Source organism: Collinsella sp. TF05-9AC, from assembly GCF_003438495.1.
GTDB lineage: Bacteria > Actinomycetota > Coriobacteriia > Coriobacteriales > Coriobacteriaceae > Collinsella.
This window is the reverse complement of sequence record NZ_QSSH01000027.1, coordinates 5,057-31,358: the sequence shown is the minus strand read 5'-3', so window position 1 is coordinate 31,358 and position 26,302 is coordinate 5,057. Positions and strand designations below refer to the sequence as shown.

Sequence of the window (26,302 nt, the reverse complement as noted above, 5' to 3'; positions counted from 1 at the left end):
GGCACGAGCTGCTTGGTGAGCACCAGGCGGCCGAGCATGGCGAAGCCCATGGCAGGCAGGATGTTGGCGGCAACGCCAAAGCCAGCAAGGACAAAGGGCGGGATGAAGTCGAGCAGGCCCTGGATGGCGTCAGCACCCAGATAGAACGACAGCGAGCACAGCAGGAACGCCATGATGATACCGGTCAAACCGATCAGGAAGTGCATCGCATAGACACCCTTAAGGTTGCCCTGGCCGGAGAAGACATCAGCGCGGTCAACCAGGATCGGCAGGGCGGCGTTGAGGATGTTCTTGATGGCAAGGCACAGCGTGGCGATGGGCATGGCAAGCGCAATGGCTGCCTCGGTGCTCTGGCCCAGCTGGATAGCGAAGGCGCAGGCGAGCACGCCGCCGATCGTCTCATCAGGCGGCACGTAGGCGCCGATGGAGATCGAGCCCATGAACAGCAGCTCCAGACTCGCACCGATCGCGAGGCCGGACTGCAGGTCCCCCAGCACCAGGCCCACGAGCGGGCACAGGACGATGGGGCGGAACGCGTAGAGCGTACCGAGCTGGCAGTCGAACTTACCAAATGCGGCGATAAGTCCGATGAGGATTGCTTGGGTAAGCATATATCCCCCTTTCCTAATAGGACACTACGAAGAGCTCAGACTCTTCGAAATTGAACGCCTAGAGCACGCTGGCGCAGTCAACCTTGGGGTCATCGGCCAGGGGTCGAATCTCGACCTCAACGCCACGATCCAGCATCTCGCGCACATCGGCTTCCTCGGCCGCGGTCAGGAAGATCTGACGAGAGACCTGACGCGCATCGGGACGCTTCTCGTCCTTGGGCTTGGTGTTGCCCAGGTTGACCGACTTGATCTGCGGGCAGCCCTCAACAAGCTGCTTTGCCTCAGCAATAGTGGCGACACAGATGATCATCTTGTACTTGTCGGTCACGCCCGAGTTGATAGCTTCGATTGCATGCTCCATATCTTTGATGACGAGCTTGCAGCCGGCAGGCTTGCCCATCTTGAGCGTCGTCTTCCACACCGGGTCGTTAGCGACCTTATCGCCCACGCAGAAGATGCAGTTGGAGCCAAGGCCCTGAACCCAGGAAACTGCGACCTGGCCATGAAGCAGGCGATGGTCAACGCGAAGTAGCTGAATCATAATGTGACCCCCCAAAGGTCTTGTGCCGTCTTACGGCGTGTCAGTAGGTGCTGCGGATTAGAACTCTTCTTCCTCGTCGTCATCGACCAAAAGATCGTTGACAAACTTCACGCGCGTATCGTCCGCAGTGACGATGGCGCGAATCGTCTCCTCAACCGGCGCCGACTCGTCAGAGAACAGCAACTGGATGAGGAGAGGAAGGTTCATGTTGGTAACGAGGTACGTGCGGGGACGCGTCTGGACAATCTTGGTGAACTCGTTGTTGACGCTGCCGCCAAAGAGGTCGGTGCAGACAACGACATCATCGTCAGCAGACATGCCTGCCAGCAGTTTTTGGGCCTCCTCGGCCACGTCCATGCGGCCATCGACGAACATCGAAAGATCGTGGACGTTGTCGCGAGCGCCCGAGAGCAGCTCGACGCTCTCCTTGATGCCGGTAGCGAAGTGCGCATGGCTGGCGATGATGTACTGTCTCATTCTGTGTTCCTCTCAATAGCCCGGCACGTTCCCGCACCCGTTTTCTTTAGTAGTCGAACTGGTGATAGTAGCGACGATACTTGAGGTTGTGCTTGGTGACCGTCTCGTAGTAGCGAGCCAGGCGGTCGGTCACGAGCACCGTCAGAATCCACGGGGAGACGATGACGCGGAACTCGTCGTCAAGGCCGGGGATCGCGAACTCGGCGGTGTCGATGACGTTGATGTCGGTGTCGCCGGTCACGCCGCGGTTCAGGAACGCGCGGACGCGCTCGTCGAGCTTGCGGTTCTCGTCCTCGCCCATGAACAGGAAGACCGGGACGCCGGGCTCCACGAGCTCGAGGGTGCCGTGGAAGAAGTCGGCCGAGGTGATGTAGCGGGTGCGCTTCCACTGCATCTCCTCGAGGATGCACATCGAGAACAGGATGGTCTCGCCCCACAGGGCGCCGGAGCCGATGAACATGGTGTAGGGGGCCAGGGCGTACTTCTTAGCGAGCTCCTCGGCGCGCGGCTCGAAGCGCTTGCGGATATCGAGCATGTCCTTCCAGATATCCTTGGTCTGCTCGATAAACAGATCGAACTTGGGGAAGCAGCCGCGGCGGTTGAGCAGGCGCAGGCCGAAGCAGTCGGCGAGGTAGTAGCCCTTCTCGCAGCCGCCCGAACCATGGTCGGAAGCCATGGCGACGCAGTTCTCGGCACCGACAGCCTGGCCGATGGGGCCCTCGGGCTTGGTCATGGCGTAGACGCGCACGCCCATGTCCTTCATCTTCTTGACGGCCTCGAGGACCTCGGGGGTGGTGCCGGACTCGGAGGCGGTGAGCACGACGGACTTCTCGGTCATGCGCTTGTGGCCCATGGCGTTCCACTCGGCGGCGTGGATCAGGTAGACCTCGAGGTCGCGGTCGCCGAACTTGTTCATGAGGTACTCGAGCTGCATGAGCTCGTCCCAGGTGCCGCCGACGCCCATCAGGAACACGGCGTCGTAGCCCTCGTCGGCGACCTTGTCGGCGAGCGCGGTCATCTTCTTGCCGGTCTCATAGAGCGCCTTGCCGTCCTCGAGATAGCCCTCCTGGTCGAAATGCATGATCTCGATCTTCTCGGTTTCCTTCATTTGTCTCTCCTTTCTGGGGTTGTCTTCACATCCCCCATGCCAACGGGCATCAAACCCGCTTACATTCCGTAACACTCGGCCGCTTTGGCCTTAAGCGCATTGACTGATTCTTCGTAGCCCTCTGCCTTGACCTCCATTTGCTTGGAGACGGCATCAAGATACGGGTGCACGTCCCATGACTTCAGACGCTCGGCGATCATTGCCGCAATCGTCTGGAAGAACACCAAATTGGGAATTGCGCTGAGCAGCGGAACCACCTGAGGCACCGCAACCTCGTGAGCCTTACCCCTGGGATGGGCCGTGAGCAGCACCGTTTTTGTCGTAACGTTCGATAGCGCATCGGCGATATTCGCAAGACGCTCCGACCCCTGCGGATCGTCAACGATAAACACCAGATAGCCCGGAACGATCTGCATCTCGGGACCGTGAACGAACTCCTCGCCCTCGTGATGCATGGCAGGAATCTTGATGGTCTCGCTCAGCTTGAGCGCCGCCTCCTCGGCAACGCCGTAGTTGGGGCCGTTGCCGACGACCATGGCGGGCATGTGCTCAGAAAGCTCGAGCATGTGGTCTTGGACATATGCCTCGGCGGTCTTGCACATCACGGCATTAGCCTGGATAGCCTCGCGCAGGCCATCAAGACGCTGAGCAACGCCCTTGGCGTCAACCGTTCCGCGCGCCTGACCGCCGTAAATACCAAAGAGCACCAGATACTCAACGAGAACCTCGACGCCCAGAGTTACAAAGTCCACCGACTCGACGCCCACACCGTAGTCAAGAACGATGTCAGCGTGTTCCTTGATGGGTGCCTCGACGTTTGCCGTGAGCGCAACTGCAGCCATATCGTGTGCGCGCATGTAATCGAGCGCCGCAATCGTATTGGTCGAATAGCCACTCTGCGAGACGGCGATGTTGAGCGCATGCTGCGGATAGGTGTGTTCAAAATCGACGAAGGCCTCGGGCGTCACAACGGACACCTGCATCTGCAGCGTATCTTGCAGGAAATCGCGGGTGCAATCCGCAGCATGGCGCGACGAACCCGAAGCAACGATGCGCAGTGCGTCAAAAGAACCGGACTGGAAAATATCAACGAGCTGCGCTACCAGCTCAGACGAACGCTCGAGGTTCTCCCCCATACGCACATGGGCAAGCTGAACGTAATCGAGCATCTTCATCGTCTCACCTCGTAACAAATCATTAGTATTTGATACCAATCACAGTTACAGGTTACGGCTTTTTGATACCTCTTTGTCGATTAATTTATCCCCTTCGGCGAACGGTCGATTTTGAGCCATGTAAGGTTGTATATACAGCTGACCCAACGATCAAAACTGGTTAGTTTCCCAGCCGTTATTCACAAAATACCAGCTAGTACGTATAGGTGTAGCCGCCCGTATCGCCACGATTGAAGGACTTTACATACTCGATAGCCTGACCGCTCGCGTCATAGCTCACGCATTCCAAAAGCAAAACAAGATCGCCCTGTTCCAGTCCAAGGAGGCCGGCATCTCGTGCGCCCAGTGCCTCGATATCGAGCTTTTCCTGTGCCATGACTGGCTTTCGGCCCAGCATCTCATAGGTCTCGTACAAACTGAAGACCGACACGTCAATATCTTCGATGGTTGGGAACAGCAGGCAGGGAATCAGCGCCGTCTCAATCGATACGGGGCTACCGTTTATGCAGTTCAGGCGTCGAACGGAATAGAGCAGGTCGTCCTCGGCGATGCCAAACAGGTCGGCGTAATATGGCCCCGCATAACGCTTGGAACGCGCGAGAATACGGACGGACGGCTCGCCGCCCGAAGCACGGACCGATTCACGGAAACCGACCGTGCGTTCAAAAAAAGCAGGTACTTTCTGCGCCACAAAGGCACCTTTTCCCCGAACACGGCGAATCTGCCCGCGTCGAACCAGCTCATCGACAGCGCTTCGGATGGTCAAGCGTGTCGTACCAAATTCCTCGGCGAGGTCTTTTTCGGACGGAATCATGGAACCCGTGGGATATGCACCGCGCTCGATACGTTCCTCGATGCAGCGTCGAATGCGCATATAAACCGGGGTGGCATCTACTGTTTCAGCCATTGTTCACCTGCCACGCTCCTCATGCCGTTCTCTTCGCCGTTATCGGCAAAGCGGAACTTTGTGGGCAAAATCACCGATTTGCAATGCTCCACAAAACGCATGTCCTTATCAAATTCGATCGAGCTCTCATAGAACACCGGCGTTCCCTCTTCTTGCTGGAGCAGCTCGGCCTCTTCGACGTTCAAACGCGAGATGGAGATATGCTCACGTCCATGCTCAACGCGCACGCCACCTTCTTTGAGCAAGACATCGTAAAGGCTCTCACACTCAAAATCGTGCTCGGGAAGCGATGGGCACAGGGACAGGTTAACGTGAGCGGTCTCGATTGACGCCGGCTCGCCCTCAATAAGTCGAACGCGCTGCATGCGGAGCAAGGGAGCGCCTACAGCCACCCCAAGCTTGTCGGCAAGCGCCTCATCCGCCTCGATGGTCCCGGTGGAAACCAGACGAGAAGAGGGGTGCAGGCCGGCAGTCCGCACAGCATCGGAAAAGTTATACGTTTCCTGGAAGATGTTCAGCGGCTTGGGAGGACACACATACGTGCCCGATCCGCGACGGCTCTCGAGCGTTCCACACGAGATAAGCCGCGTGATACCGGCACGCAACGCCGTACGCGAAACGCCAATCTCTTCGCACAGCACGCGCTCGGCCGGCAGGCGATCGCCGCCGGCAAGCTGATGGTGCTGGATATACCAAAGAATTCCCTCAACAGCATGATCTTTGGGGGGAATTGCATAAGATTCGCCTGCCATTGCACAGACTCCTCATTCAGAAACGTATGCCGCCAAAATTAGGCCAGCCCTCCCATGGCATCAAATTCTGCCTTGATCTTCTCGGCGACATTCCGATACGACTTATATAGACTTGAATCGCGTTTGACTTCGTCGGTCATAACGGGAATCTCTAATTTGGAAACCTCGTCTTTTCCCGTCTGAACCGCCACAACAACGCCCATACCAAGACACATATTACGCTTGGCAGCATTTATTTTTGCTGCCTTGGCAGGATTTGCCAGGATACGCTGGGCAAATTCCTGTTTAGAGACCGCTTCTTCGGCCTCCGGATCGCCCGCCTCGGCCACTTCGCACTGCAACACGTCCGCATAGTCAAAAATCTTCGGCTCGCCACCGCGTTGATGCACAGCCCACTTGCGGCGCGTGGCATCCTGGTAGATAGCCGGCAAAAATGTAAACCGCGGCGGGTCCAAAATCGTATCCGTGATGGTAAACACATCGGGATCAAAGGCATCCTGCGGGTTTTTCTTCTTGAACAGCCCCATATCAGCCTCCCGTACTAGCATTAAACAACTCAAGCTGAATATAGCACCAATTTCAAGCCGCCGCCTTACCCTATCGGTGCGCGGCGTCTATAGCTCGCCCAGCGGAAGAGTTCACGGACGAGGGCCGGGGTGCCTGCCTTGTTTTGAGAAGTTCGCGAAGCCCACCTCTCAAAACAAAGCAGGCGCCCCGGCCCCGCCGGCAAATAGCGGACACTCCGCATGCAATCTATGCAAACAAACAAGTGCGCTTAGCTATATTCGGTAAGGTCAAGCACGCTGCCCTTCACGATAAGCGCCGGCTCCAGAACGACCTCTTCGGCACGTCTACCGCCCCTACCGGCAAGACGCTTGGACATGCAGCCAAAAGCATGCTCCGCGAGGACACCAGGATCCTGCTCAATCGCGGTCAGCGCCGGCTCAAAGAGAACGTCGGCCGCCGAGTTGTCATAGCTTACGACCGAGATATCGCCCGGGATGCTCTTCCCCATCTCGTGCAAGCGCTTGAGCAAACCGAGGGCAATGTTATCCGAGCTTGCGAACACGGCGGTGGCGTCAGTTGCGAGCACCGCCTCCGAGGCCTCGTAGGCGCTCGGAATGTAATACTCACTCTCGAACTCCAAACGCGCGTCGATGGGCAGCCCCACCTCGCGCAGCGCACGCTCGTAGCCGGCAAGACGCTTACGACCCGTATTGGAACGGCGCGCATTAACCAAGCAGGCAATGCGACGGTGGCCCTGCTCGATTAGATAGCGGATTGCCATGTAGCCACCCATCTCGTGATCGAACATCACCTTGTCGCACTCGAGTCCCTCAATGGCACGGTCAACCATCACGGCCGGAATGGGGAGATGACTGACTTCTTCGCGCAGGGCGCGGTCGTCCGAGAACTCGTCGCCCACGACCAAGAACACACCGTCGACGCCGCGCGTCACCAGCTGGCGCAGCAGCTCCAGATCGTCCTCGGCGCTTCCGCCCGAGCTGGTAATAAAGAGCGCGTAGCCGTCCTCGCGGCAGCGCTTTTCCAAGCTGCCGGCGAGCGAGGCAAAAAAGCGGCTCTCGATGTTGGGGACGATAAGGCCCAAGGTGCGCGACTCGCGCATGACCAGGCTACGCGCGATCTGGTTGGGCACGTAGTGGTTGCGCGCGGCAACTTCCTTGATGAGCTTGCGATTTTCCTCCGAGATACGACAGGGCCGGTTGTTGAGCACCAGCGAGACCGACGAGGGGGAAAGCCCCACCTCTTGGGCGATCTGCTTTAGGGTTACCTTGTTGGCCATCTCGCTCCTCCCGAGTCTACGCACAATTGTAAAAAAGTATAGCGACCGTCCCTCTACCTTGATGATAAACACTTTACCAATCCGGTAGACGGCTGTTTTATCGCCGCCAGCGCACCAAATCCGCCTGGGTGGGGTATATTGCAATCGATTGATGACAACAACCACCAAAAGGCGGATATCCGTATGCACGAGAACGACTTTTTTAACGAGGACCTGCTCTGCGCGCTCGCTGGAGTTGCCGGCGAGGACAACGTGCTCATGAGCGAGCCCATGCGCGAGCACACCACGTTTAAGATCGGCGGCCCGGCCGACGTCTTTGTCACGCCCGATACCGAGCAGGGACTCGTCGCCACGCTTGACACCTGCTACCGCTGCGATCTGCCGCTCACCATCGTGGGCAACGGCTCCGACTTACTCGTCGGTGACAAGGGCATCCGCGGTGTCGTCGTGGCACTGGGCAAAGGCCTCTCTAACATCACCGTCGACGGCACGCATGTTACGGCGGCAGCCGGTGCCTTGCTTTCCGATGTCGCCGCGGCTGCCGCCGAAGCCTGCCTCACCGGCATGGAGCCCCTCTCGGGCATCCCCGGATCGGTCGGCGGTGCCTGCTATATGAACGCCGGTGCCTACGGCGCCTGTATGGCCGATGTTTTGGAGTCTGTGCGCGTCTATAAGCCCGCCCGCGTGCTCGACGACGGCACCCGCGGCAGCGGCAATATCATTGAGTTCGATGTCGACGAGCTTAACCTGGGCTATCGCAAGAGCCGCATCGCCGACGACGGCTTTATCGTGCTCTCTGCCACCTTTAACCTCGCCCCGGGCAACGCCGCGATGATCAAGGCCGACATGGACGACTACCGCCAGCGCCGCGAGGACAAGCAGCCGCTCGACATGCCGAGCGCCGGCTCCACTTTCAAGCGCCCCGAGGGCCAGTTTGCCGGCAAGCTCATCATGGACGCCGGCCTGCGCGGCCACGCTATCGGCGGCGCCCAGGTAAGCGAGAAGCACTGCGGCTTCATCGTCAACGCCAACCACGCCACCGCCGCCGACGTCGACGAACTCATCCGCCATATCCAAGCAACCGTCAAAGATCAATTCGGAGTAGACCTACAACCCGAAGTCCACCGAGTAGGCGAATTCCTCTAACAAAGAAGGCCCCGAAAGGGGCCTTCACTTTCTTTATATCAGACAACCAGTCCGGTGCGCAGCGCCCCGAACCCGAGAGGGCCGCGTGCCCGCCCGCAATATATTTGATTGATCGCGAGTTCCGCACGCAAAGAAGGCCACTTAATGTGGCCTTCGTCTTGCGCAGGACTGCCCGAGCAGGCAATCAAATATATTGCGGGCGGGCACGCGGCCCAGTCGGCTTTACGACAGCGCAATACCGCCGAGCCAGCCCCAGCGCACGCCAGAGCCAGTGCCGTAGAACCCAATGAACGAGTCAAGCGACTTAGACGTGATGGCGCCCTCGTTGCTCATAACGATGCCGCCGCCAACATAGATGCCCACGTGTCCGTACAGCAGACCCGGCGTACCGGTGCCGCTGTGCGACGAGTCGGCCACGATCATGCCCACCTGCAGTGCCGAACGATCGGAGCTGTAGCACCAGGCGTTAAACATGTCGCACGCGTTGCCGCCAAAGTAGCCCACGCCGGCGTTACGGAACACATTGGTAACCCAAGCGGCGCACCAGTTCAGGCCAGGCGAAGGCGTGGAGTAGCATGCGTTGACGACAGCCTGCTGCTTGCCCGAGCCGGCATTCTGCTGCGGAGTTCCGGGCGCATACGATCCGCCACCCGAGCTTGAACCACCCGAGTAGGAATTGTTCTTGTTTGCGGCAGCCGCGGCAGCGGCAGCCTTCTTGGCAGCCTCCTCAGCCTGAGCGGCAGCAAGAATCTCGGAATCGCGCTGGGCCATGAGCTCCTTGACATCGTCGGAGAGGCCGTTCAGAACCGTCTGGACCTCCTGCTGCTTGGCCTGCATGTCCTGCATCTGAGCAGTCTGCTGGTCCTTGAGCTTCTCCAAGTCGGCTTTTTGCGACTCGAGCTCGGACTTCTGTGTATCGAGCTCTTTCTGGATGGTCTGGATGTCCTCGATGGCGTCACGGTCGCTCTTGTTGATCTTCTCGACGTAATGCGCGTTGGCGACGAGCTCCTCAAACGAGCCAGAAGCGAGCAGCAACGACAGGATATTGGTACCGCCCGACTTGTAGCTGGCGGCAACGCGATCGGAAAGGTCGTTACGCTTCTTCTTGAGCTCCGACTTCTTGGTGTCGATCTGCTCCTGGGTGTCGTCGATCTGACCCTGCACGCCTTCGATATCGCTGAGGGTCTGGGCATTCTTGTTGGCGAGCGCCGCGTACTCATTGGCAATGCTGTCGAGCTGAGCCTGGACCTCGTCGAGCTGGGCCTGGGCGGCATTCAGTTTGTCGGTGGTTTCTTGACTGGCCTCAGCCGCATGGGCGCGGGCGGGCAGGCCAAAAAGAACAGCCGCAGAAGCGGCGCCGAAAAGAGCCTTAAGGGCAGTGCGGCGCGAAAGCTCCTGCGTAAAGATGGAATCGTTGTTTGGTGACATATGTACTCCGTTACATGCTTATTTATATGTCGCTCAACTCAAACATATTAACGCACATCGCGCTTGTCCCAACTATTTCCACGAACGGCTGGAAAAGCATGGTCAGCGGCTCGCAAATACGTCCCACACCAAAGGTAAGGATTATGCAAATAACACCCTATGAGTACGTTAACATCAATCCTCTGGTTTTCCTGCCCCGCGTGTTTTGGGCGCCCCCAGCTGCGCTATACTCCCCTCAAGAAGTGTTCCTGATTCGATAGGAGACTACATGTCCAAAGCACTCGACCCCAAAGACACCTGCGTCCTCGTTACCGGCGGCGCCGGCTTTATCGGCTCGCACACCGTCGTTCAGCTGCTCGAGGGTGGCTACCAGGTTGTCGTCGTCGATGACCTCTCCAACTCCAGCGCCGTTGCCATCGACCGCGTCAAGACCATCGTGGGCGACGAGGCCGCCAAGAACCTCACCTTCTACGAGGCCAACGTGCTCGACCGCGATGCGATGAACAAGATCTTCGATACCCACCAGATCGACCGCGTCATCCACTTCGCCGGCTTTAAGGCCGTTGGCGAGTCGGTGAGCAAGCCCGTCGAGTACTACCACAACAATATCGAGAACACCCTGGTGCTCATCGATGTCATGCGCAACCACGGCTGTAAGTCCATCATCTTCTCGAGCTCTTCGACCGTCTACGGCGATCCGGACAATCCGCCCGTCACCGAGGAAGACCCCAAGAAGCCCGCGACCAACCCCTATGGTTGGACCAAGTGGATGATTGAGCAGATCCTCATGGACGTCCACACCGCCGACCCCGAGTGGGACGTCGTGCTGCTCCGTTATTTCAATCCCATCGGTGCCCATCCGTCGGGCCTGATCGGCGAGGATCCCAAGGGTATCCCCAACAACCTGGTGCCTTACGTCGCCCAGGTCGCCGTCGGTAAGCTCGAGGCCGTTCAGGTCTTTGGCAACGACTACCCCACCCCCGACGGCACCGGTGTTCGCGACTACATCCACGTCTGCGACCTGGCATCTGGTCACGTTGCCGCCCTCAACTGGATGAACGGCAAAACCGGCGTCGAGATCTTTAACCTGGGCACCGGCACCGGCACCTCGGTACTCGAGGTCGTCGCCGCCTTCTCCAAGGCGTGCGGCAAGGAGCTGCCCTACGTGATCCGCGAGCGCCGTGCCGGCGATATCGCCGCCAACTGGTGCGATGCCTCCAAGGCCGAGCGCATGATGGGTTGGAAGGCCCAGTACGACATCGCGGATATGTGCCGTGACAGCTGGAATTGGCAGAGCCATAACCCCAACGGCTTCGCCGACGCCGAGTAGCAAAAACCTACATACCGCTCTTGCCCCGATCTCACGTTGTGAGGTCGGGGCTTTTTCATGGCATGTAACCATTCGCCGAAAATCGACCAACTTTTTTATCTTGCCTGTACATGTTTAAACAACATGTTTTACAATAGGCGTACCGAATCAGAACATCGGAGGCGGACTGCACACCCATCGGCAGGCCGACCCCACAACAAGAAGGTTGGTGAGCGCATTCATGGAGCGTGCAAGCGGCGTCCTCATGCCCGTCTCATCTCTGCCCGGACCATACGGAATCGGCGGCTTTGGCTGGAATGCCTACGACTTCGTCGATTTTCTCGCCTCGTGCAAACAACATTACTGGCAGATTCTGCCCCTTACGACGACCAGCTATGGCGATTCGCCCTATCAGTCGTTCTCGGCCCGCGCAGGCAACCCCAACTTTATCGACTTTGCCGAGCTTATCGAGGCAGGGTATCTGGAGCAGCGCGATATCGATGGCGTGTATCTGGGATCCGACCCCAGCAATGTCGACTACGGTGCTATCTTTGACGGCCGCCGTCAGATTCTCGACCGCGCCGCTGAGCGCTTTGCTGCCGACAAGCCGGCCGATTTCGATGACTTTATCCAGGCCAACGAGGACTGGCTCATCCCCTACTGTGAGTTCATGACCGTCAAAGAGGAGTGCGGTCTCAAGGCGTTTTGGGAGTGGCCCGCGGAGCTCCGCACCCGCGGCGAGGCTTCCGCCAAGGTCTGCGCCGACCATCCGGCGCATATGCTCTACCACCAGATGACGCAGTACTTTTTCGATCGCCAGTGGAGCCGCCTCAAGGCCTATGCCAACGAGCGCGACATTCTCATCATCGGCGACCTGCCCATCTATGTCTCGCGTGACTCCGTCGAGATGTGGGCGACACCTGAGCTCTTTAAGATCGACGCCGCCGGCAATCCGGTGAGCGTCGCCGGCACGCCGCCCGACCAGTTCTCGGCCACCGGCCAGTACTGGGGCAACCCCATCTACGACTGGGACGCCATGGAGTCCGACGGCTTCTCCTGGTGGGAGGGCCGCATTCGCGCCGCCCTCGACATGTACGACGTCATCCGCCTGGATCACTTCCGCGGCTTCGAGGCCTATTGGGAGGTGCCGTTCTCCTCACCCGATTCGTCCTACGGTTCGTGGACGCAGGGTCCCGGCCTCAAGTTCTTCAAGACGCTCGAGGAAAAGCTCGGCACGCTGCCCATCATCGCCGAGGACCTGGGCTTCCTCACCCCCGGCGTCATCGACATGCGCGACAACTCGGGCTTCCCCGGCATGAAGATCCTGCAGTTTGCCTTTGAGGGCACCAACTCGTACTACCTGCCGCATAACTACATCGCCAACACCGTCGCCTATGTGGGCACCCACGACAACGAGACGGCGCGCGGTTGGTTTGAGGGAACGGCCACCCCGCGTCAGCGTGAGCAGGCAGCCCTGTACACCCATCAGCAGGCCGGCGAACCCATGGCAGATGCACTCAATCGCACCATCGCCGCCAGCGTGAGCGACACGTGCATCTACACCATGCAGGATCTGCTCAACTTGGGCAACGAGGCGCGCATCAACACCCCTGCCACGCTGGGCGGCAACTGGACCTGGCGCATGCTCGACGGCGCCATCACCCGCGAGCTCGAGCACAAACTCACCGACTGGACCGAGACCTACTTCCGCATCCCGTCGGAAGCCGAAATCGAGCTTCCTCAATAGGAGCTACCGCGCCCGACCCCTCCCCACCGTGCGGACGCGCTTGCTTTTCCCGCGCGAGGCCACCCCAATCCCCTCGCGCGGGCTTCTTATGAATTGCAGACATGAAACAACCCATCACAGGAGAAAACATGCCCCAAATTAACCTCATGGAACTCGCCGAGCAGTCTTTTGGCACCTCGCTCGAGCAGCTCGACGACCGTCGCATTTACAAGCTACTGGTCAAACTCGTGCAGGAGCGCTCCGCCGCCCGCCCGCTCAACAACGGCAAGAAAAAGCTCTATTACATTTCCGCCGAATTTTTGATCGGCAAGCTGCTCATCAACAACATGATCGACCTCGGCATCTACGACGAGGTTAAGGACCAGCTCACCGCCGCAGGCCACGACCTCAACAAAATCGAGGAATTCGAGGTCGAGCCGTCACTCGGCAACGGCGGCCTGGGCCGCTTGGCCGCATGCTTCCTGGATTCCATCGCCACGCTGGGCTTGACCGGCGATGGCGTGGGCCTCAACTATCACTACGGTCTGTTCCGTCAGCGCTTTGTCGACAACCAGCAGAAGGCCGTCCCCGACGAGTGGCTCGGTGAGCAGGACATCCTAGTCGACGATGACCACTCCTACACCGTCGAGTTCGGCGATTTTGCCGTTACCTCCAAGCTCGTCAACATCGATGTGCCCGGTTACGGCCAGTCCACCAAGAACCGCCTGCGCCTGTTCGACCTGGCGAGCGTCGACGACGGCCTGGTCCCCGGCAGTTCCATCGACTTCGACAAGACCGAGATCGCCAAGAACCTCACCTTGTTCCTCTACCCCGACGATTCCGACGAGCAGGGCCGCCTACTTCGCATCTATCAGGAGTACTTCATGGTGAGCAACGCCGCCCAGCTCCTGATCGACGAGGCCGTCGAGCGCGGCAGCAACCTGCACGATCTGGCCGATTACGCCGTTGTCCAGATCAACGACACGCACCCCACCATGGTCATTCCCGAGCTCATTCGCTTGCTCACCACCGAGCATGGCATCGAGTTTGACGAGGCCGTGACCATCGTACGCTCCATGGTCGCCTACACTAACCACACGATTCTTGCCGAGGCGCTCGAGAAGTGGCCGCTCGCCAGCCTACAGAAGGTCTCCCCTGCCATCGCCGACATTATCATCAAGCTCGATGAGATCGCGAAGGCCGAGCACGATGACCCGCGCGTCGCCATCATCGACAAACACGATACCGTCCACATGGCCCACATGGACATCCACTTTGGCTTCTCCATCAACGGCGTAGCCGCCCTCCACACCAAGATCCTGGAGGACACCGAGCTTCATCCGTTCTACGAAATCTATCCCGAGAAGTTCTCCAACAAGACCAACGGCATCACCTTCCGCCGCTGGATCCATGGGGCCAACCCCGCGCTCGCCAGCCTGCTCGACGATGTGATCGGCACCGACTGGCGCAGCACCGGCGATCTGAGCAAACTCGCCAAGTTCGCCGACGACAAGGACGTTCTTGAGCGCCTGGCCGCCACCAAGGTCGAGGCCAAGGCCATCATGCGCCAGTTCATGGCGCTCGAGCAGGGCGTGACCATTCCCTCCAACGCCATCATCGACGTCCAGGTCAAGCGCATCCACGAGTACAAGCGCCAGCAGATGCTCGCGCTCTACATCATCTGGAAGTACCTCGATATCAAGAACGGCAACAGACCTAAGCACCCCGTCACCATCATCTTTGGCGGCAAGGCGGCGCCTGCCTACACTATCGCGCAGGACATCATCCATCTGATCTTGACGCTGTCGCAGTGGATTGCAAACGACCCCGACGTGGCTCCCTACCTGCAGGTTGTCATGATCGAGAACTACAACGTCACCGCCGCCGAGCGCGTGATCCCCGCCGCTGACATCTCCGAGCAGATCAGCCTGGCCTCCAAGGAGGCGAGCGGCACCTCCAACATGAAGTTCATGCTCAACGGCGCCCTAACCCTGTGCACGCTCGACGGTGCCAACGTGGAGATTGCCGAGCTCGTGGGCGACGAGAACATCTATACCTTTGGTGCCTCGTCCAAACAGGTCGAGCAGCTCTATGCCAACGGCACCTATGACGCCGGTGTGCTCTACCGCAAGCCCGGCATTAAACTGCTGGTGGACTTCATCACCAACCCGGCCTTTATGGCGACCGGCAATGCCGAGCGCCTGCAGCGCCTGCACGACGACATTAAGGGCAAGGACTGGTTTATGGCCCTGCTCGACATTGAGGAGTACATCCAGACCAAGGAGCGCGTGCTGGCCGACTACGAGGACCAGGACGCCTGGATGCGCAAGGCGCTCATCAATATCGCCAACGCCGGCACCTTCTCGTCCGACCGCACCATCTCCCAGTACAACGACGAGATTTGGCACCTGAGCTAATTTCGTTTCCTTTACCCATCCTCTTGAAAGCGGAGTCGTGGCAACGCGGCTCCGCTTTTTGTGCCCGCACGCTACCCTGTGACCCGACTCGACCAAACAATCTCGATCTGTAACAGCTACTCGGTAAAAACGGCCCCAGCTGTTACAGATTGAGACATACCGGCCCCTCCCCTTGGGTTTATCTCAATCTGTAACATCTAGCAGCTGAAATTCACCTTTGGTGTTACAGATTTAGATGAAATGGTTAGCTCAGCGGAACCGTCTCGATCTGTAACATCTAACGTCCGAAATCAGCCTCACCCGTTACAGATCGAGACAAACGACCGGTCAGACAGCCCCAACACAAAGAAAGGCTCCCCTCTCGCCCAGTGGACGGGAGGGGAGCCTTATATGTGACCGCGGCAAAAGGATGGCAATACCGCAGTCGCCCAAAGGAAGGGCCTGGATGCACCGGGCCTAGATAAGGTTCTTGCCAGAGACCTTATCGAAGAGGTGGGTCGCGTTCTTCTCGAACTTGAACCAGATGGTGTCGCCCGCCTTGAGCGCACCCTTGGCCTCGAGGTCGACAACGGGAATGATCAGGACGAACTGGCCATCGGGAGCGGTCACGTGGACATGCTCGGTCGAGCCCATGAGCTCGGTCACCTCGACGGTGCCCTGGAGTGCACCCTCCTCGTCCTTGTCGGCAAGCAGAATCTGCTCGGGGCGCACGCCGGCCGTGATCTCCTTCACGTCGCCGCCGTCCCAGTTGAGGGCAAGCTGAGCGCAGGTCTCGGGAGCGAGCGCCACGTTCATATCCTCGGTCTTGACGGTAAAGCCGTCGCCCGAGCGCACCAGCTGGGCATCGAAGAAGTTCATCTGCGGCACGCCGATAAAGCCGGCGACGAAGATGTTCGCGGGGTGGTTGAAGACCTCCTGCGGGGTGGCGATCTGCTGGACGACGCCGTCCTTCATGACCACGATGCGGTCGCCGAGAGTCATGGCCTCGGTCTGGTCGTGAGTAACATAGATGAACGTACCCTTGATCTCGTGGCGCAGCTTGATGAGCTCGGCACGCATCTGGTTACGAAGCTTGGCATCCAGGTTGGACAGCGGCTCGTCCATCAGGAAGACCTTGGGGTCACGCACGATGGCGCGGCCGATGGCGACGCGCTGGCGCTGGCCGCCCGAGAGCGCCTTAGGCTTGCGGTCGAGGTACTCGGTGATACCCAAGATTTCGGCAGCGGAGCGAACCTTGCGGTCGATCTCGTCTTTGGGGACCTTCTTGAGCTCAAGCGTAAACGCCATGTTCTCGTACACCGTCATGTTGGGGTACAGAGCGTAGCTCTGGAACACCATGGCGATGTCGCGGTCCTTGGGCGCCACGTCGTTGACGCGCTTGCCGTCGATGAGCACATCGCCCGAGGTAATGTCCTCCAGGCCGGCAACCATGCGCATCGTCGTGGACTTACCGCAGCCAGAGGGACCAACGAGAACGACGAACTCCTGGTCGTGAACGGTGAGGTTGAAGTCCTCTACAGCGAGCACGCCATCCTCGGTAACCTTAAGGTTATGCTTCTTCTCCTCGGTCTTCTTCTTTTTGCCAAAGAAGCCCTTCTTTTTGGACTCGGTGTTGGGATACACCTTCTGAACATGTTTGAGAACGATCTCGGCCATGTCTTTACCTTTCGATGTGCGGCGCCGCGCTGAGGGGCGCCGCAGAAACTTGCAAAACAGTTACGGCATCAGCCCTTGACGGCACCTGCCACCACGCCGTCGATGATGTACTTCTGGCAGAGGATGTACATGATGACGATGGGGATAACGACCATCATGATGCAGGCCATCATGGGGCCGAGCTCGACGTGGCCGTAGCCGCCGCGGAAGTACTGAATCAAGATAGGAATGGTCTTGTACTTGGTGGAGTCGAGCGTAAGGTAGGGCAGCAGGTAGTCGTTCCAGACCCACATGGTCTCGAGGATGCCGACCGAAAGATAGGTGGGCTTCATGATGGGGAGGACGATCTTAAAGAACACCTGGACCGGGTTGCAGCCATCAATCATGGCCGCCTCCTCGATCTCGAGCGGGATGTTCTTTACAAAGCCGGCGAACATAAAGACCGCCAGGCCCGCGCCAAAGCCAAGGTAGATAAAGCAGATGTTGAACGGCGTGTTGAAGCCGATGCGGTCCGCCAAATTGGACAGCGTGAACATGAGCATCTGGAAGGGCACGACCATCGAGAACACGAACAGGTAATAGAAGAAGTTCGAAATCTTGCTGTTGACGCGCACTACGTACCAAGCGCACATGGAGCAGCACACCAAGATCAGAACGACCGACGTGACCGTGATGATGAGCGAGTACATAAACGCCGAGGCAAAGCCCTGCTCGTTAAGAGCGTGCACGTAGTTTGCAAGGCCGTTGAACGTCTCAGGCGTAAGCAAATCGAACGCCGTGGTGGTGCTGATTGCAGTTCCCTTTTTAAAGGAATTGAGCGCAATCATGAACACGGGGTAGATCCACGCGAGCGACAGAATCGTAAAGAAAATCGAGAGCGCGCGGTTAATAGCCTTATCGCGTTTCATTACTGCTGCACCTCCTTGGACCTCGTGGCCTTAAGTTGGATCATGGAGATTGCTACGACCAGGATGCAGAAGATAACCGCCTTGGCCTGACCGATGCCCTGCCATGCGATACCGGCACGCGAATAGAACGTGTTGTAGATGTTCAGGGCGAGCATCTCGGTGGAGTGCGCAGGGGCGCCGCCGGTAAGGGCGAGGTTCTGGTCGAACAGCTTAAAACCGTTGGTGATGGACAGGAACAGGCAGATGGTGATCGTCGGCATCAGATTGGGGATCTTAACCTTCCAAAACGTCTGCCATGCCGTGGCGCCGTCGACCTTGGCGGCCTCGATGTAGTCGGACGGAATGGACTGCAGACCAGCGATGTAGATGATCATCATGTAGCCGACCTGCTGCCACAGGGTCAGGATGATAAGGCCCCAGAAGCCAGCAGCAGAGTTAAGGGCGATAAGGTCGGCGCCGATGTTGGAGAGCAGGCAGTTGATCAGAATCTGCCAAATGTAGCCCAGCACGATGCCGCCGATCAGGTTCGGCATAAAGAAGATCGTACGGAAGATGTTGGTGCCCTTGAGTGCCTTGCGGGTGAGCGCCTGCGCGATGGCGAGGGCGATCACGTTGATGAGCACCGTCGACAGGAAGGCAAACGCCACCGTAAAGAAGAACGACGTGGCAAACTGCGGATCGGACAGCGCGCGTACGTAGTTCTCGATACCGACAAAGTGCGCGTTACTAATGATAATAAACTGGCAGAACGAGAGGTAGAAGCCCTGGATAAAAGGGATCACGAACCCGATCATAAACGCCAGACACGTGGGCAGCATAAAGAGCGGCCACCAGCGCTTGAGTGCTTTGCCCATAAAAGGGTCCTTTCAATATGCAGGGGGCGGGCAAACCAACGTCTGCCCGCCCCCTGTCGCTAATCAGATAGCTTGGGCAGCAACTGCTTACTCGGAAGCGGCCTTCTCGGTCTTCCAGCCATCGACGAAGGCATTCTTGACGCCGTCCCACTTGCTGTTATCGGCAGCGTAGGCAATCAGAGCCTGCTTGAGGTTCTTCTTCCACTCCTCGGAGGGAATGTAGACGAAGTCCCAAGCGACGGTCTTCTTGCCGTCCTTGGCCATGGCAACGGCCTGCTGCGAGAAGACGTTGGTGGTCTCCTTGGCGCTCTTGAACGGAGCGGTCAGACCCATCTTGTCGGCGATGATGCTGGTCGGGGTGTCAGCGGTGACGCACCAATACATGAAGTCCTCGGTGGCCTTCTGGGCATCCTCGGAAGCCTGGGAACTGACGCACCAGTAGTTCTCGCCGCCGGAGCACAGGCCCTGGTTCTCCTCGCCGTCAACACCGATGTAGATGGGCATCATGCCAATCTGATCGTCGGTCATGCCGGCCTTGACGAGGTCAGAGTAGGCCCAAGAGCCGTTCTGGTAGAAGACGGCCTTGCCGGTTGCGAACTCGTTGGTGGCGTCGTCGCCGGTCTTGGAAGCAAGCTGCGAAGGATCGCAGGTGGAGTCGGTGATGTACAGGTCGAAGATCTGCTTGTAGTTGTCGAGGAACTCACCCTTGATCTCGTCGTCCTCCTGGTTGTGCTCCTTCTCAAACTCGTAGTAGAGCGGCATGTTGGCAAGGTGGGTGGTGTAGCGCCAGCTGGAGGAGTCGTCCATGCCGGCGGAAGTGAAGGCACCCTCGACACCAAGCTCGTCCTTGCGGGCCTGGATGTCGTCGGCACAAGCCTTCAGCTTGTCGAAGGAGTTGATGTCCTCGGCCTTGTAGCCAGCCTTCTCGAGCAGCTGCTTGTTGTAAATAATGCCGAAGCTCTCCTGAACCCAGTCGATACACACATCCTTGCCGTCGGACTGCAGAGCCAGGGAGTCGTCAATGAGCTCACCGCGGAGCTTGGTATCGGACAGGTCGGCGCAGTAATCCTTCCAGTTCTTAAGACCGGTGGGGCCGTTGACCTGGAACAGGGTCGGAGCGGAGCTCTTGGACATCTCGGACTTGAGCTTCTCCTCGTAGGTGTTGGAGGCGGCGGTCACGATCTTGACCTCGACGCCCTTCTCCTCCTTGTACGCCTTGGCGATCTCCTTCCACTCCTTGTCGACCTCGGGCTTGAATTGGAGGAAGTAGACCTCGGCAGCGTCACCAGAAGCAGAGGAGCCGGAGCCGGCAGAACCACCGCAGCCCACGAGACCCAGACCAAGAACCGCAGCCGCGGAACCAGCAAAGCCCAGGAACTGCCTTCTGCTCATTTCGTTCTTCATTACAATCCACCCTTTCACACCGTGGCGGCACCCTTTGCCGCCGCCTTCGGAGATTGGCTCGGGGACTTTGCCCCTTTTGCTGATTTGTACAATACGCTATTTGGCTAGTTGTTTGAACAAGTATTACTAGAGCGGTAGAAAAACTTCGGTGAACGGTAATTTCAACTTGATACTTGACAAGTTTTGTATAAACAATTATTTGTTATCGAATGCAGAGAAAACGCCCGGTCAAGCCGATGTATCGTCGGTTTGACCGGGCGTTTTCGCTTTGATGGCATGAGTCTCGTCAGGCTTCGAGCTAGCCGGCTATCGCTTGGAGTTGACGCGGTAGTGGAAGATCTCGGGATGCGTGCGGGCATGCGTGACCTCGAACAAGATGCCGTCCGAGGTGTACGACTGGCTCTCCATAACGGCGACGCAATTGTACTTGCCAAGGTCCAAGTAGCTGCAGTCCTCATCGTTGGCGAGCTCGACACTCACCGTACGACGGCTCGCCATCACCTTGACGCCGCGTTTGTGCTCCAGATAGTCGTAAATTGATTTTGCGGCAATCTCGGGCGTCAGGCCCTTGGCGATCGACTCCAAAAAGTAACCATGGTCTACTTGGCGTGCATTGCCGTTAAGGCTTCGGACACGCACCACGCGAATCAACTCCTCGCCCACCTTAAAGCCCAGGCGACGAGAGAGTTGCTCAGTGCAAATCAAATGTTCAAAAGACTTGACCTCGGTCGATGCGACGGCATTGTTGCGCTTTGCAAATTCGCCAAACGACTCGACTTCCTCGAGTGCGCCCAGCATGTCGGTTTCGCCCTTGAGCCAAATAACGCGCACGCCCTTGCCGTGTATGGGCTGCACAAACATCTCGTCTGCCAGCATGCTCAAAGCGCGGCGGACGGTATTGCGCGTGCAGCCAAATTCCGCGGTCAGCTCGGCTTCGGTTGGCAGCATCTCCTGAAACGCATAGGTCCCGTTAATGATGCGCGAACGGATCTCGCGGTAGATTCCTTCGTAAATCGCTTTTGGCATGACTTCACCTCTACATTATTTATTTCCGGCTAGGCACGATAGCATTTCTTAAAGTTGTTTAAACCGAATATCGGTAAAGCGACAGGATTTAACCGTTGACGGTTTCTGTCGTGCCCAAATCGGTTTCGCTCAAAACTGCCGGCACAACAATCGTCTGGTCCTCTACAATGAATCCATTGTTTAAACGTTTCCCCACGCGCAACGCGCCTCGATATTCGGAAGGCAGAACATGCTGCAAAAAATCCAACGCTTTGGCGGGGCAATGTTCGCTCCCGCCATGCTGTTTTCTATATCGGGCCTCATGGTCGGCGTCTCCGCTCTCGCAACGACTGCGGACATCGTCGGCGATCTAGCCGTATACGGAACCCCTTGGTACGTTTTTTGGGCCATCATCCAGCGCGGCTCATGGACGGTCTTTAAGCGCCTCCCGCTCCTTTTTGCCGTAGCGCTGCCTATCGGTCTTGCCCAAAAGCAACCGGCACGCTGCTGCCTCGAGGCACTCGTGGCCTATTTTGCCTATTGCTTCTTTTTGAGCGAGATCATTAAGCTGAGCGGAGACAACCTTGGGCTTAAGTACCCGTCATCTTTGACCCCCGCCAACGGTATCACCGTCATCGACGGCATCAAGACGCTCGACACCGGCATTATCGGCCCGCTGGTGGTATCGGCAACCGTCGTCGCCATCCATGACCGCTTCTACGATGCCAAGGTTCCCGATTGGCTCGGCACCTTCTCGGGCTCCTCGCTGGTCTACCTCATCAGCTTTTTTGCCGTGTTTGCCCTTGCCGCTATCTCGGCCGCCATCGTGCCCTCCGTATACGCAATGACCGAAACGCTGCGCCATGCACTTACGAGCGTCGGACCCTTTGGCGTGGGCATCTTTGTGTTTTTGGAGCGAGCGCTCGAGCCCATGGGGCTGCACCACCTGCTCTACATGCCGATCTACTACGACAACCTGGTCATTAACGACGGCATCTACGCCACGTGGAGCAGCTTGCTCCCCATCCTCTCCCATAGCACGCGCCCCCTTAATGAACTTGCGCCGTGGGCCGGTTTTACCGCCACCGGCTGGGTCAAGCTCTTTGGCCTTCCCGCCATCGCAGCCGCGTTCTACTCCACCGCAAAACCCGAGCGCCGCGCCGGCCTCAGGGTCATCCTTGTTCCCGCCATCATCGCCTCGGTGGTTTGCGGCGTTACCGAGCCACTCGAGTTTCTCTTTATGTTCACCCACCCCGGGCTCTTTTTTCTCTACGCCGTCTTATCGTCTTGCCTTGCCACAACCATGAATCTCTTTGGCATCGTCGGCATCTTCTCGGGCGGCCTCATGGAGATGGCAGCCTTCAACTTTATTCCGCTCATGCGCACGCATGCCGGTGCCTATCTTTTGGCGCTCGGTATCGGCCTTGCCTTTAGCCTCATCTTTTTTGTTAGTTTTCGAGCACTCATCTTGATCTATGACCTTAAGACGCCGGGCCGCGAGGATCATGTCGCCAATCGCGCGGCAATCGATCGTTTAACGGGAAGCGACTTTGCCAAAGAGCAATCTCCCAATGACGAAGTCAATAGTCGATCCGATCAAGATCACGTCCTCGCTGAGCGGGTAATTCAGCTCTTAGGTGGCGTTGGCAATATCGTGGGCGCAACCAACTGCGCCACGCGCCTGCGCGTCGAGGTCGCAGACCCTTCCATCGTTGCAGATAACGCGTCGTTTGTCGCGGTGGGCGCCAAGGGCCTCATCATTACGGGCAAGACCGCCCAGGTGATCATCGGCATCTCCGTTCCCCGCGTTAAAGAGCATTTTGACCAGATCATGGGCCTCGAGCCGGGATTTGTGCCCACCACCTCGGCCTCCCCTGCCGCCAGCGCAGCCCATAAGCGCGGCGATATCTGCTTCTTCGATATCGACGGAACGCTCGCCTGGCAAGACCCCAGGCTCGCCCAAGACCTTCCCGAAGACGAGCGTGACCTGTCCCCTTATCCCAACGAGGCGGTCTCGCAGGCCATCCGCGATTTCGTTGCAAACGGCAACATGGCCTTTATCTGCACAGGACGCACCCTCAGCTGCATCCACCCCAAACTTCTTGAGCTGCCCTGGACCGGCATCGTCTGTCTTGCGGGCGGTTACGCCGAGATCAACGGACACGCAATTCGCGATCTGTCGATGACGCCCAGTATGCTGCAGCGTCTTGCCCCCTACCTTGAGCAATCGGGCGAGGTCATCCGCTTTGAGGGCCTCAACGGCGTCGTGCGCATGAGTGCCGATGCCCCCGATGCTCCCGGATACGCGCGCACCCTGGGCGACGCAGTCACGCAGCTGCAACATTACAGTGTCTACAAGATCTTGATGTCTACATCGCTCGCCAACCACATCGCTCAAGATAAGGCACTTGAGCCGCTGCTGTGCTTTAACGAGCTCGAACTCGAGGTAACCGAAATCTCGCCCCGCGAATGCACGAAGCGCGGGGGCATCCAGTCTGTACTCGACGCCCTCGATCCCCACCACGGAACCGTATACGGCATCGGCGACGCCAGCAATGACATCTCGCTGATGAACGCCGTCGATGTCGGTATCGCCATGGGCAATGCGCCGAACTATCTCAAAAAGCGCGCCGACTACATCACCGACTCGGTCGACAAAGATGGCGTCGTCAAGGCGCTCGAGCACTTTAGGCTTATATAAGCAGCCGGCACGCGCACGCGTCCCGTTTCTCCAAATCGCCAAAACAGACGCGCCGGCAACTCCAATGTGGCAATATGGTATCTGCACACCGCAACGATGTAACCCAAGAAAGAATGCGAGAACCCGTGTCCAGTCCGTTTACCAGCTTTTTAGCCCAGCACTTTGACCAGATTAACGACTATCTGGCCACGTTCTTTGACGGACAGGCGACCTCTGCCGATATCGAGCGCTACCTGTACGCGCCGCTCTCGGCTTTTACGGCCAACGCCGGCAAGCGCCACCGCCCGCTTATCTGTATGCTCGCCGCAACCGCAGTGGGCGGTAGCTTTGAGAGCGCCCGCAGCGCCGCGGCAGCTATCGAGCATTTCCAGTCGGGCGCACTGATCCACGACGACATCGCCGACAACGGACAGCTTCGTCGAGGCAAGCCCTGCATGCACCTTACCGAGGGCACGGGCCTTGCCATCAATTGTGGCGACCTGGCGCTCACCATGGTCACCAAGACGGTTCTCGACGACCCCACGCTGGAGTCCGACGTGAAGCTGCGTGTGCTCCACGAGCTTACCGAGATGATCGTCCGCACCATCGAGGGTCAAGCGCTCGACCTGGGTTGGGTCCGTGACGGGCGCTTTGACATCTCGGTCGACGATTACCTGGACATGGCAACGCACAAGACCGCGTATTACAGCGGAGCCACGCCGCTTGCCACCGGAGCCATCATTGGCGGAGGCAGCGAACAGCAAGTCGAGGCATTGCGCGCCTTTGGCCTGCACACCGGCCTTGCCTTCCAGATCCAAGATGATCTGCTCAACTTGATCGGCACCAAGGAGGCCGCCAATAAGGACTTCCGTACCGACATCACCGAGGGTAAGCGCACGCTCGTTGCCGTGCACGCCCTGTCTGATGAGCGCTATCACGATGAGATTGAAGCGATCCTCTCCTCGGGCACCGAGGATCCCGCGCAGCTCGCGCGCGCCGTGGAAATCTTCCAGGAGACCGGCTCTATCGATTACGCCCACGCCTACGCGCTGGACCTAACCGCCAAAGCCAAGGCCGCCATCGAGGACGTTGAGCTTGATTCGCACGCACGCGAACTGTTCCTCTCCATGGCAGATTTCTTTGTGGAGCGACTCAACTAGCGGGGGTTGCAAAACCTGTCGGCAGCGCATTTGGGTACAAGTTGCTACACTGTTGAATGTATGTTTATGCATCCCTTTGCGTCGTCTATCCGACAGGCGCTCAAATAGTACGAATGATACGCCGAAAGGGGTTCGTTCATGGAACCTATTACAACGGGCATGCAGGGAGCAGCCGTCGAGGACGTGCAGTCTCGTCTCCTGCAGCTCGGCTACACGATTGATGCCACCGAGGTCGCCGACAAGCACTTTGGTGCCACCACCGAGCAGGCCGTTAGCACCTTTAGGCTCGACAGCGGTCTTGCCGCCGGCCACGCCGTTGACATCCCCTGCTGGAGTGCCCTGGTCGACGCCTCGTATAAGCTGGGCGACCGCACCCTCTACCTGCGTATGCCCAATTTCCATGGCGCCGACGTGCAGGCCCTGCAGAAGGCGCTCAACGTTTTGGGCTTTGCCTGCGGCGAGGACGATGGCTACTTTGGCCCTCACACCGAAGCGGCCCTTCAGCAGTTCCAGGAAAACGTCGGTCTGTTTGCCGACGGTATGGCTTTCCAGGATACCTACGCCTATATCAACCGCCTGCACCACGTGTGGGAGGGTAAACCTTCGGTGACCGAGGCCGAATCGCGCATCGGCTTTGCCCGCGCGGCCAACGTACTCGAGCGTTTCCAGATTGCCGTCATTGGCGAGGACCCTATCGCGCGCAGCGTAGCATCGCGCATGTGGAACATCGCCACGGCGACGACCGACAACAGCGGCATGATGCTTTGCGACTCCGAGGTCCCGACCGACGTTGACCTGGTGCTCGAGATCGCAAGCGACGAGCTACCCGCCGACGCCGCTCCGCGCGCCACGATTGCCCTCGCCGAGTGCCACAACCTGGCCCAGCGCATCCGCACCGCCAATGTCGCCGCGCAGCAAAAGCCGGCACGCATCCGCATTGAGCTCACCGGCATGACGCGCTACAACGGCACCTTCACTGCCAGCGACGCCCAGACGCTCGCGGTACGCCTGCTCGATGGCGTTTGCGATGCCCTCGCAGATTAGGTAAACTAGACGAGTTGCTTTTAGCAACACCACGACATTGGGACGTAGTTCAACGGTAGAACTCCGGTTTTTGGTGCCGGCTGTTGGGGGTTCGAATCCCTCCGTCCCAGCCAAAGAAACCAGCCTCTCGAACGCATAGCCGATCGGGAGGCTTTTCTTGTGAGCAAGCGGAGGGATTCGAACCCGCAAG

22 protein-coding genes and 1 tRNA gene are annotated in these 26,302 nt (G+C 58.5%); 8 read left to right on the top strand and 15 right to left on the bottom strand.

Translation table 11 applies throughout. The features are described 5' to 3' along the window. The 9 genes from DXC52_RS07815 to DXC52_RS07775 all read right to left on the bottom strand — a co-directional run. The coding region (locus DXC52_RS07815; RefSeq protein ID WP_147330611.1) for a PTS sugar transporter subunit IIC at positions 1 to 611 on the bottom strand (611 nt) is incomplete at its 3' end. A 58-nt stretch (positions 612 to 669) separates the two neighbouring features. Further along, a complete protein-coding gene (locus DXC52_RS07810; protein WP_099432286.1) occupies positions 670 to 1,152 on the bottom strand; it encodes a PTS sugar transporter subunit IIB in 483 nt (160 codons plus the stop codon). Between the two features lie 57 nt (positions 1,153 to 1,209). Then, the gene (locus tag DXC52_RS07805; protein WP_117746810.1) at positions 1,210 to 1,629 is read right to left on the bottom strand and encodes a PTS sugar transporter subunit IIA; all 420 of its coding nucleotides are present in this window, start codon (positions 1,627 to 1,629) and stop codon (positions 1,210 to 1,212) included. Positions 1,630 to 1,675: 46 nt separating this feature from the next. Next, positions 1,676 to 2,737, bottom strand: a complete 1,062-nt coding sequence (locus DXC52_RS07800) for an SIS domain-containing protein (protein WP_117746809.1) — start codon at positions 2,735 to 2,737, stop codon at positions 1,676 to 1,678. A 59-nt stretch (positions 2,738 to 2,796) separates the two neighbouring features. Beyond that, the gene (locus DXC52_RS07795; RefSeq protein ID WP_117746808.1) at positions 2,797 to 3,912 is read right to left on the bottom strand and encodes an SIS domain-containing protein; all 1,116 of its coding nucleotides are present in this window, start codon (positions 3,910 to 3,912) and stop codon (positions 2,797 to 2,799) included. A gap of 193 nt (positions 3,913 to 4,105) precedes the next feature. Next, on the bottom strand, positions 4,106 to 4,819 hold the full coding sequence (locus tag DXC52_RS07790; protein WP_035137743.1) for a GntR family transcriptional regulator: 714 nt from the start codon (positions 4,817 to 4,819) through the stop codon (positions 4,106 to 4,108). Beyond that, complete coding sequence (locus DXC52_RS07785) at positions 4,804 to 5,571, bottom strand: GntR family transcriptional regulator (protein WP_035137744.1); 768 nt, start codon at positions 5,569 to 5,571, stop codon at positions 4,804 to 4,806. Before DXC52_RS07785 ends, DXC52_RS07790 begins: the two co-directional genes overlap by 16 nt. A gap of 38 nt (positions 5,572 to 5,609) precedes the next feature. Continuing rightward, positions 5,610 to 6,098 carry a hypothetical protein gene (locus DXC52_RS07780; protein ID WP_035137745.1) on the bottom strand — a complete coding sequence of 163 codons (489 nt, stop codon included), beginning with the start codon at positions 6,096 to 6,098 and terminating at the stop codon, positions 5,610 to 5,612. A gap of 248 nt (positions 6,099 to 6,346) precedes the next feature. Further along, the gene (locus DXC52_RS07775) at positions 6,347 to 7,375 is read right to left on the bottom strand and encodes a LacI family DNA-binding transcriptional regulator (protein WP_117746807.1); all 1,029 of its coding nucleotides are present in this window, start codon (positions 7,373 to 7,375) and stop codon (positions 6,347 to 6,349) included. A 183-nt stretch (positions 7,376 to 7,558) separates the two neighbouring features. Here DXC52_RS07775 and murB point away from each other — a divergent pair, with 183 nt between their 5' ends. Then, positions 7,559 to 8,521, top strand: coding sequence for a UDP-N-acetylmuramate dehydrogenase (murB, locus tag DXC52_RS07770; RefSeq protein ID WP_117746806.1), 963 nt, complete (start codon positions 7,559 to 7,561; stop codon positions 8,519 to 8,521). A gap of 222 nt (positions 8,522 to 8,743) precedes the next feature. Here the strand turns inward: murB and DXC52_RS07765 are convergent, their stop codons facing one another. Further along, on the bottom strand, positions 8,744 to 9,949 hold the full coding sequence (locus DXC52_RS07765) for a hypothetical protein (RefSeq protein ID WP_117746805.1): 1,206 nt from the start codon (positions 9,947 to 9,949) through the stop codon (positions 8,744 to 8,746). Positions 9,950 to 10,217: 268 nt separating this feature from the next. Here DXC52_RS07765 and galE point away from each other — a divergent pair, with 268 nt between their 5' ends. From galE to glgP, 3 genes are all read left to right on the top strand, one after another. Next, the gene (gene galE, locus DXC52_RS07760) at positions 10,218 to 11,279 is read left to right on the top strand and encodes a UDP-glucose 4-epimerase GalE (RefSeq protein ID WP_117564856.1); all 1,062 of its coding nucleotides are present in this window, start codon (positions 10,218 to 10,220) and stop codon (positions 11,277 to 11,279) included. Between the two features lie 208 nt (positions 11,280 to 11,487). Next, the gene (gene malQ, locus DXC52_RS07755) at positions 11,488 to 13,005 is read left to right on the top strand and encodes a 4-alpha-glucanotransferase (RefSeq protein WP_233504904.1); all 1,518 of its coding nucleotides are present in this window, start codon (positions 11,488 to 11,490) and stop codon (positions 13,003 to 13,005) included. A gap of 128 nt (positions 13,006 to 13,133) precedes the next feature. Next, the gene (gene glgP / locus DXC52_RS07750) at positions 13,134 to 15,401 is read left to right on the top strand and encodes a glycogen/starch/alpha-glucan family phosphorylase (protein WP_233504903.1); all 2,268 of its coding nucleotides are present in this window, start codon (positions 13,134 to 13,136) and stop codon (positions 15,399 to 15,401) included. Between the two features lie 456 nt (positions 15,402 to 15,857). Here glgP and DXC52_RS07745 read toward each other — a convergent pair whose 3' ends face one another. From DXC52_RS07745 to DXC52_RS07725, 5 genes are all read right to left on the bottom strand, one after another. Next, a complete protein-coding gene (locus DXC52_RS07745; RefSeq protein WP_117746802.1) occupies positions 15,858 to 17,057 on the bottom strand; it encodes an ABC transporter ATP-binding protein in 1,200 nt (399 codons plus the stop codon). A 68-nt stretch (positions 17,058 to 17,125) separates the two neighbouring features. Continuing rightward, on the bottom strand, positions 17,126 to 17,965 hold the full coding sequence (locus tag DXC52_RS07740; protein ID WP_117746801.1) for a carbohydrate ABC transporter permease: 840 nt from the start codon (positions 17,963 to 17,965) through the stop codon (positions 17,126 to 17,128). After that, on the bottom strand, positions 17,965 to 18,819 hold the full coding sequence (locus DXC52_RS07735; RefSeq protein WP_117746800.1) for a carbohydrate ABC transporter permease: 855 nt from the start codon (positions 18,817 to 18,819) through the stop codon (positions 17,965 to 17,967). The genes DXC52_RS07740 and DXC52_RS07735 overlap by 1 nt, the downstream gene beginning before the upstream one ends. Positions 18,820 to 18,906: 87 nt before the next feature. Beyond that, positions 18,907 to 20,223, bottom strand: coding sequence for an ABC transporter substrate-binding protein (locus DXC52_RS07730; protein ID WP_117746799.1), 1,317 nt, complete (start codon positions 20,221 to 20,223; stop codon positions 18,907 to 18,909). A gap of 306 nt (positions 20,224 to 20,529) precedes the next feature. Next, entirely contained in the window at positions 20,530 to 21,249 is a 720-nt protein-coding gene (locus tag DXC52_RS07725; RefSeq protein ID WP_117746798.1) for a GntR family transcriptional regulator, read from the bottom strand. Between the two features lie 229 nt (positions 21,250 to 21,478). On the opposite strand from DXC52_RS07725, the gene DXC52_RS07720 reads away from it, so the two are divergent. The 4 genes from DXC52_RS07720 (at position 21,479) to DXC52_RS07705 (ending at position 26,225) form a co-directional block, all read left to right on the top strand. Beyond that, positions 21,479 to 23,929 (top strand): PTS transporter subunit EIIC, encoded by a 2,451-nt coding sequence (locus tag DXC52_RS07720; RefSeq protein ID WP_117746797.1) that lies wholly within the window; start codon positions 21,479 to 21,481, stop codon positions 23,927 to 23,929. Between the two features lie 125 nt (positions 23,930 to 24,054). After that, the gene (locus tag DXC52_RS07715; protein WP_117746796.1) at positions 24,055 to 25,068 is read left to right on the top strand and encodes a polyprenyl synthetase family protein; all 1,014 of its coding nucleotides are present in this window, start codon (positions 24,055 to 24,057) and stop codon (positions 25,066 to 25,068) included. A gap of 138 nt (positions 25,069 to 25,206) precedes the next feature. Beyond that, positions 25,207 to 26,112, top strand: coding sequence for a peptidoglycan-binding protein (locus DXC52_RS07710; protein ID WP_199409495.1), 906 nt, complete (start codon positions 25,207 to 25,209; stop codon positions 26,110 to 26,112). A gap of 38 nt (positions 26,113 to 26,150) precedes the next feature. Then, positions 26,151 to 26,225, top strand: a tRNA-Gln gene (locus DXC52_RS07705). Positions 26,226 to 26,302 lie beyond the last annotated feature (77 nt).

Excerpts from the sequence above, each read along its gene's own strand:
- DXC52_RS07810 (WP_099432286.1), bottom strand. The coding sequence starts at position 1,152 with ATGATTCAGCTACTTCGCGTTGACCATCGCCTGCTTCATGGCCAGGTC.
- DXC52_RS07805 (WP_117746810.1), bottom strand. The coding sequence starts at position 1,629 with ATGAGACAGTACATCATCGCCAGCCATGCGCACTTCGCTACCGGCATC.
- DXC52_RS07800 (WP_117746809.1), bottom strand. The coding sequence starts at position 2,737 with ATGAAGGAAACCGAGAAGATCGAGATCATGCATTTCGACCAGGAGGGC.
- DXC52_RS07795 (WP_117746808.1), bottom strand. The coding sequence starts at position 3,912 with ATGAAGATGCTCGATTACGTTCAGCTTGCCCATGTGCGTATGGGGGAG.
- DXC52_RS07790 (WP_035137743.1), bottom strand. The coding sequence starts at position 4,819 with ATGGCTGAAACAGTAGATGCCACCCCGGTTTATATGCGCATTCGACGC.
- DXC52_RS07785 (WP_035137744.1), bottom strand. The coding sequence starts at position 5,571 with ATGGCAGGCGAATCTTATGCAATTCCCCCCAAAGATCATGCTGTTGAG.
- DXC52_RS07780 (WP_035137745.1), bottom strand. The coding sequence starts at position 6,098 with ATGGGGCTGTTCAAGAAGAAAAACCCGCAGGATGCCTTTGATCCCGAT.
- DXC52_RS07775 (WP_117746807.1), bottom strand. The coding sequence starts at position 7,375 with ATGGCCAACAAGGTAACCCTAAAGCAGATCGCCCAAGAGGTGGGGCTT.
- murB (WP_117746806.1), top strand. The coding sequence starts at position 7,559 with ATGCACGAGAACGACTTTTTTAACGAGGACCTGCTCTGCGCGCTCGCT.
- DXC52_RS07765 (WP_117746805.1), bottom strand. The coding sequence starts at position 9,949 with ATGTCACCAAACAACGATTCCATCTTTACGCAGGAGCTTTCGCGCCGC.
- galE (WP_117564856.1), top strand. The coding sequence starts at position 10,218 with ATGTCCAAAGCACTCGACCCCAAAGACACCTGCGTCCTCGTTACCGGC.
- glgP (WP_233504903.1), top strand. The coding sequence starts at position 13,134 with ATGCCCCAAATTAACCTCATGGAACTCGCCGAGCAGTCTTTTGGCACC.
- DXC52_RS07745 (WP_117746802.1), bottom strand. The coding sequence starts at position 17,057 with ATGGCCGAGATCGTTCTCAAACATGTTCAGAAGGTGTATCCCAACACC.
- DXC52_RS07740 (WP_117746801.1), bottom strand. The coding sequence starts at position 17,965 with ATGAAACGCGATAAGGCTATTAACCGCGCGCTCTCGATTTTCTTTACG.
- DXC52_RS07735 (WP_117746800.1), bottom strand. The coding sequence starts at position 18,819 with ATGGGCAAAGCACTCAAGCGCTGGTGGCCGCTCTTTATGCTGCCCACG.
- DXC52_RS07730 (WP_117746799.1), bottom strand. The coding sequence starts at position 20,223 with ATGAAGAACGAAATGAGCAGAAGGCAGTTCCTGGGCTTTGCTGGTTCC.
- DXC52_RS07725 (WP_117746798.1), bottom strand. The coding sequence starts at position 21,249 with ATGCCAAAAGCGATTTACGAAGGAATCTACCGCGAGATCCGTTCGCGC.
- DXC52_RS07720 (WP_117746797.1), top strand. The coding sequence starts at position 21,479 with ATGCTGCAAAAAATCCAACGCTTTGGCGGGGCAATGTTCGCTCCCGCC.
- DXC52_RS07710 (WP_199409495.1), top strand. The coding sequence starts at position 25,207 with ATGGAACCTATTACAACGGGCATGCAGGGAGCAGCCGTCGAGGACGTG.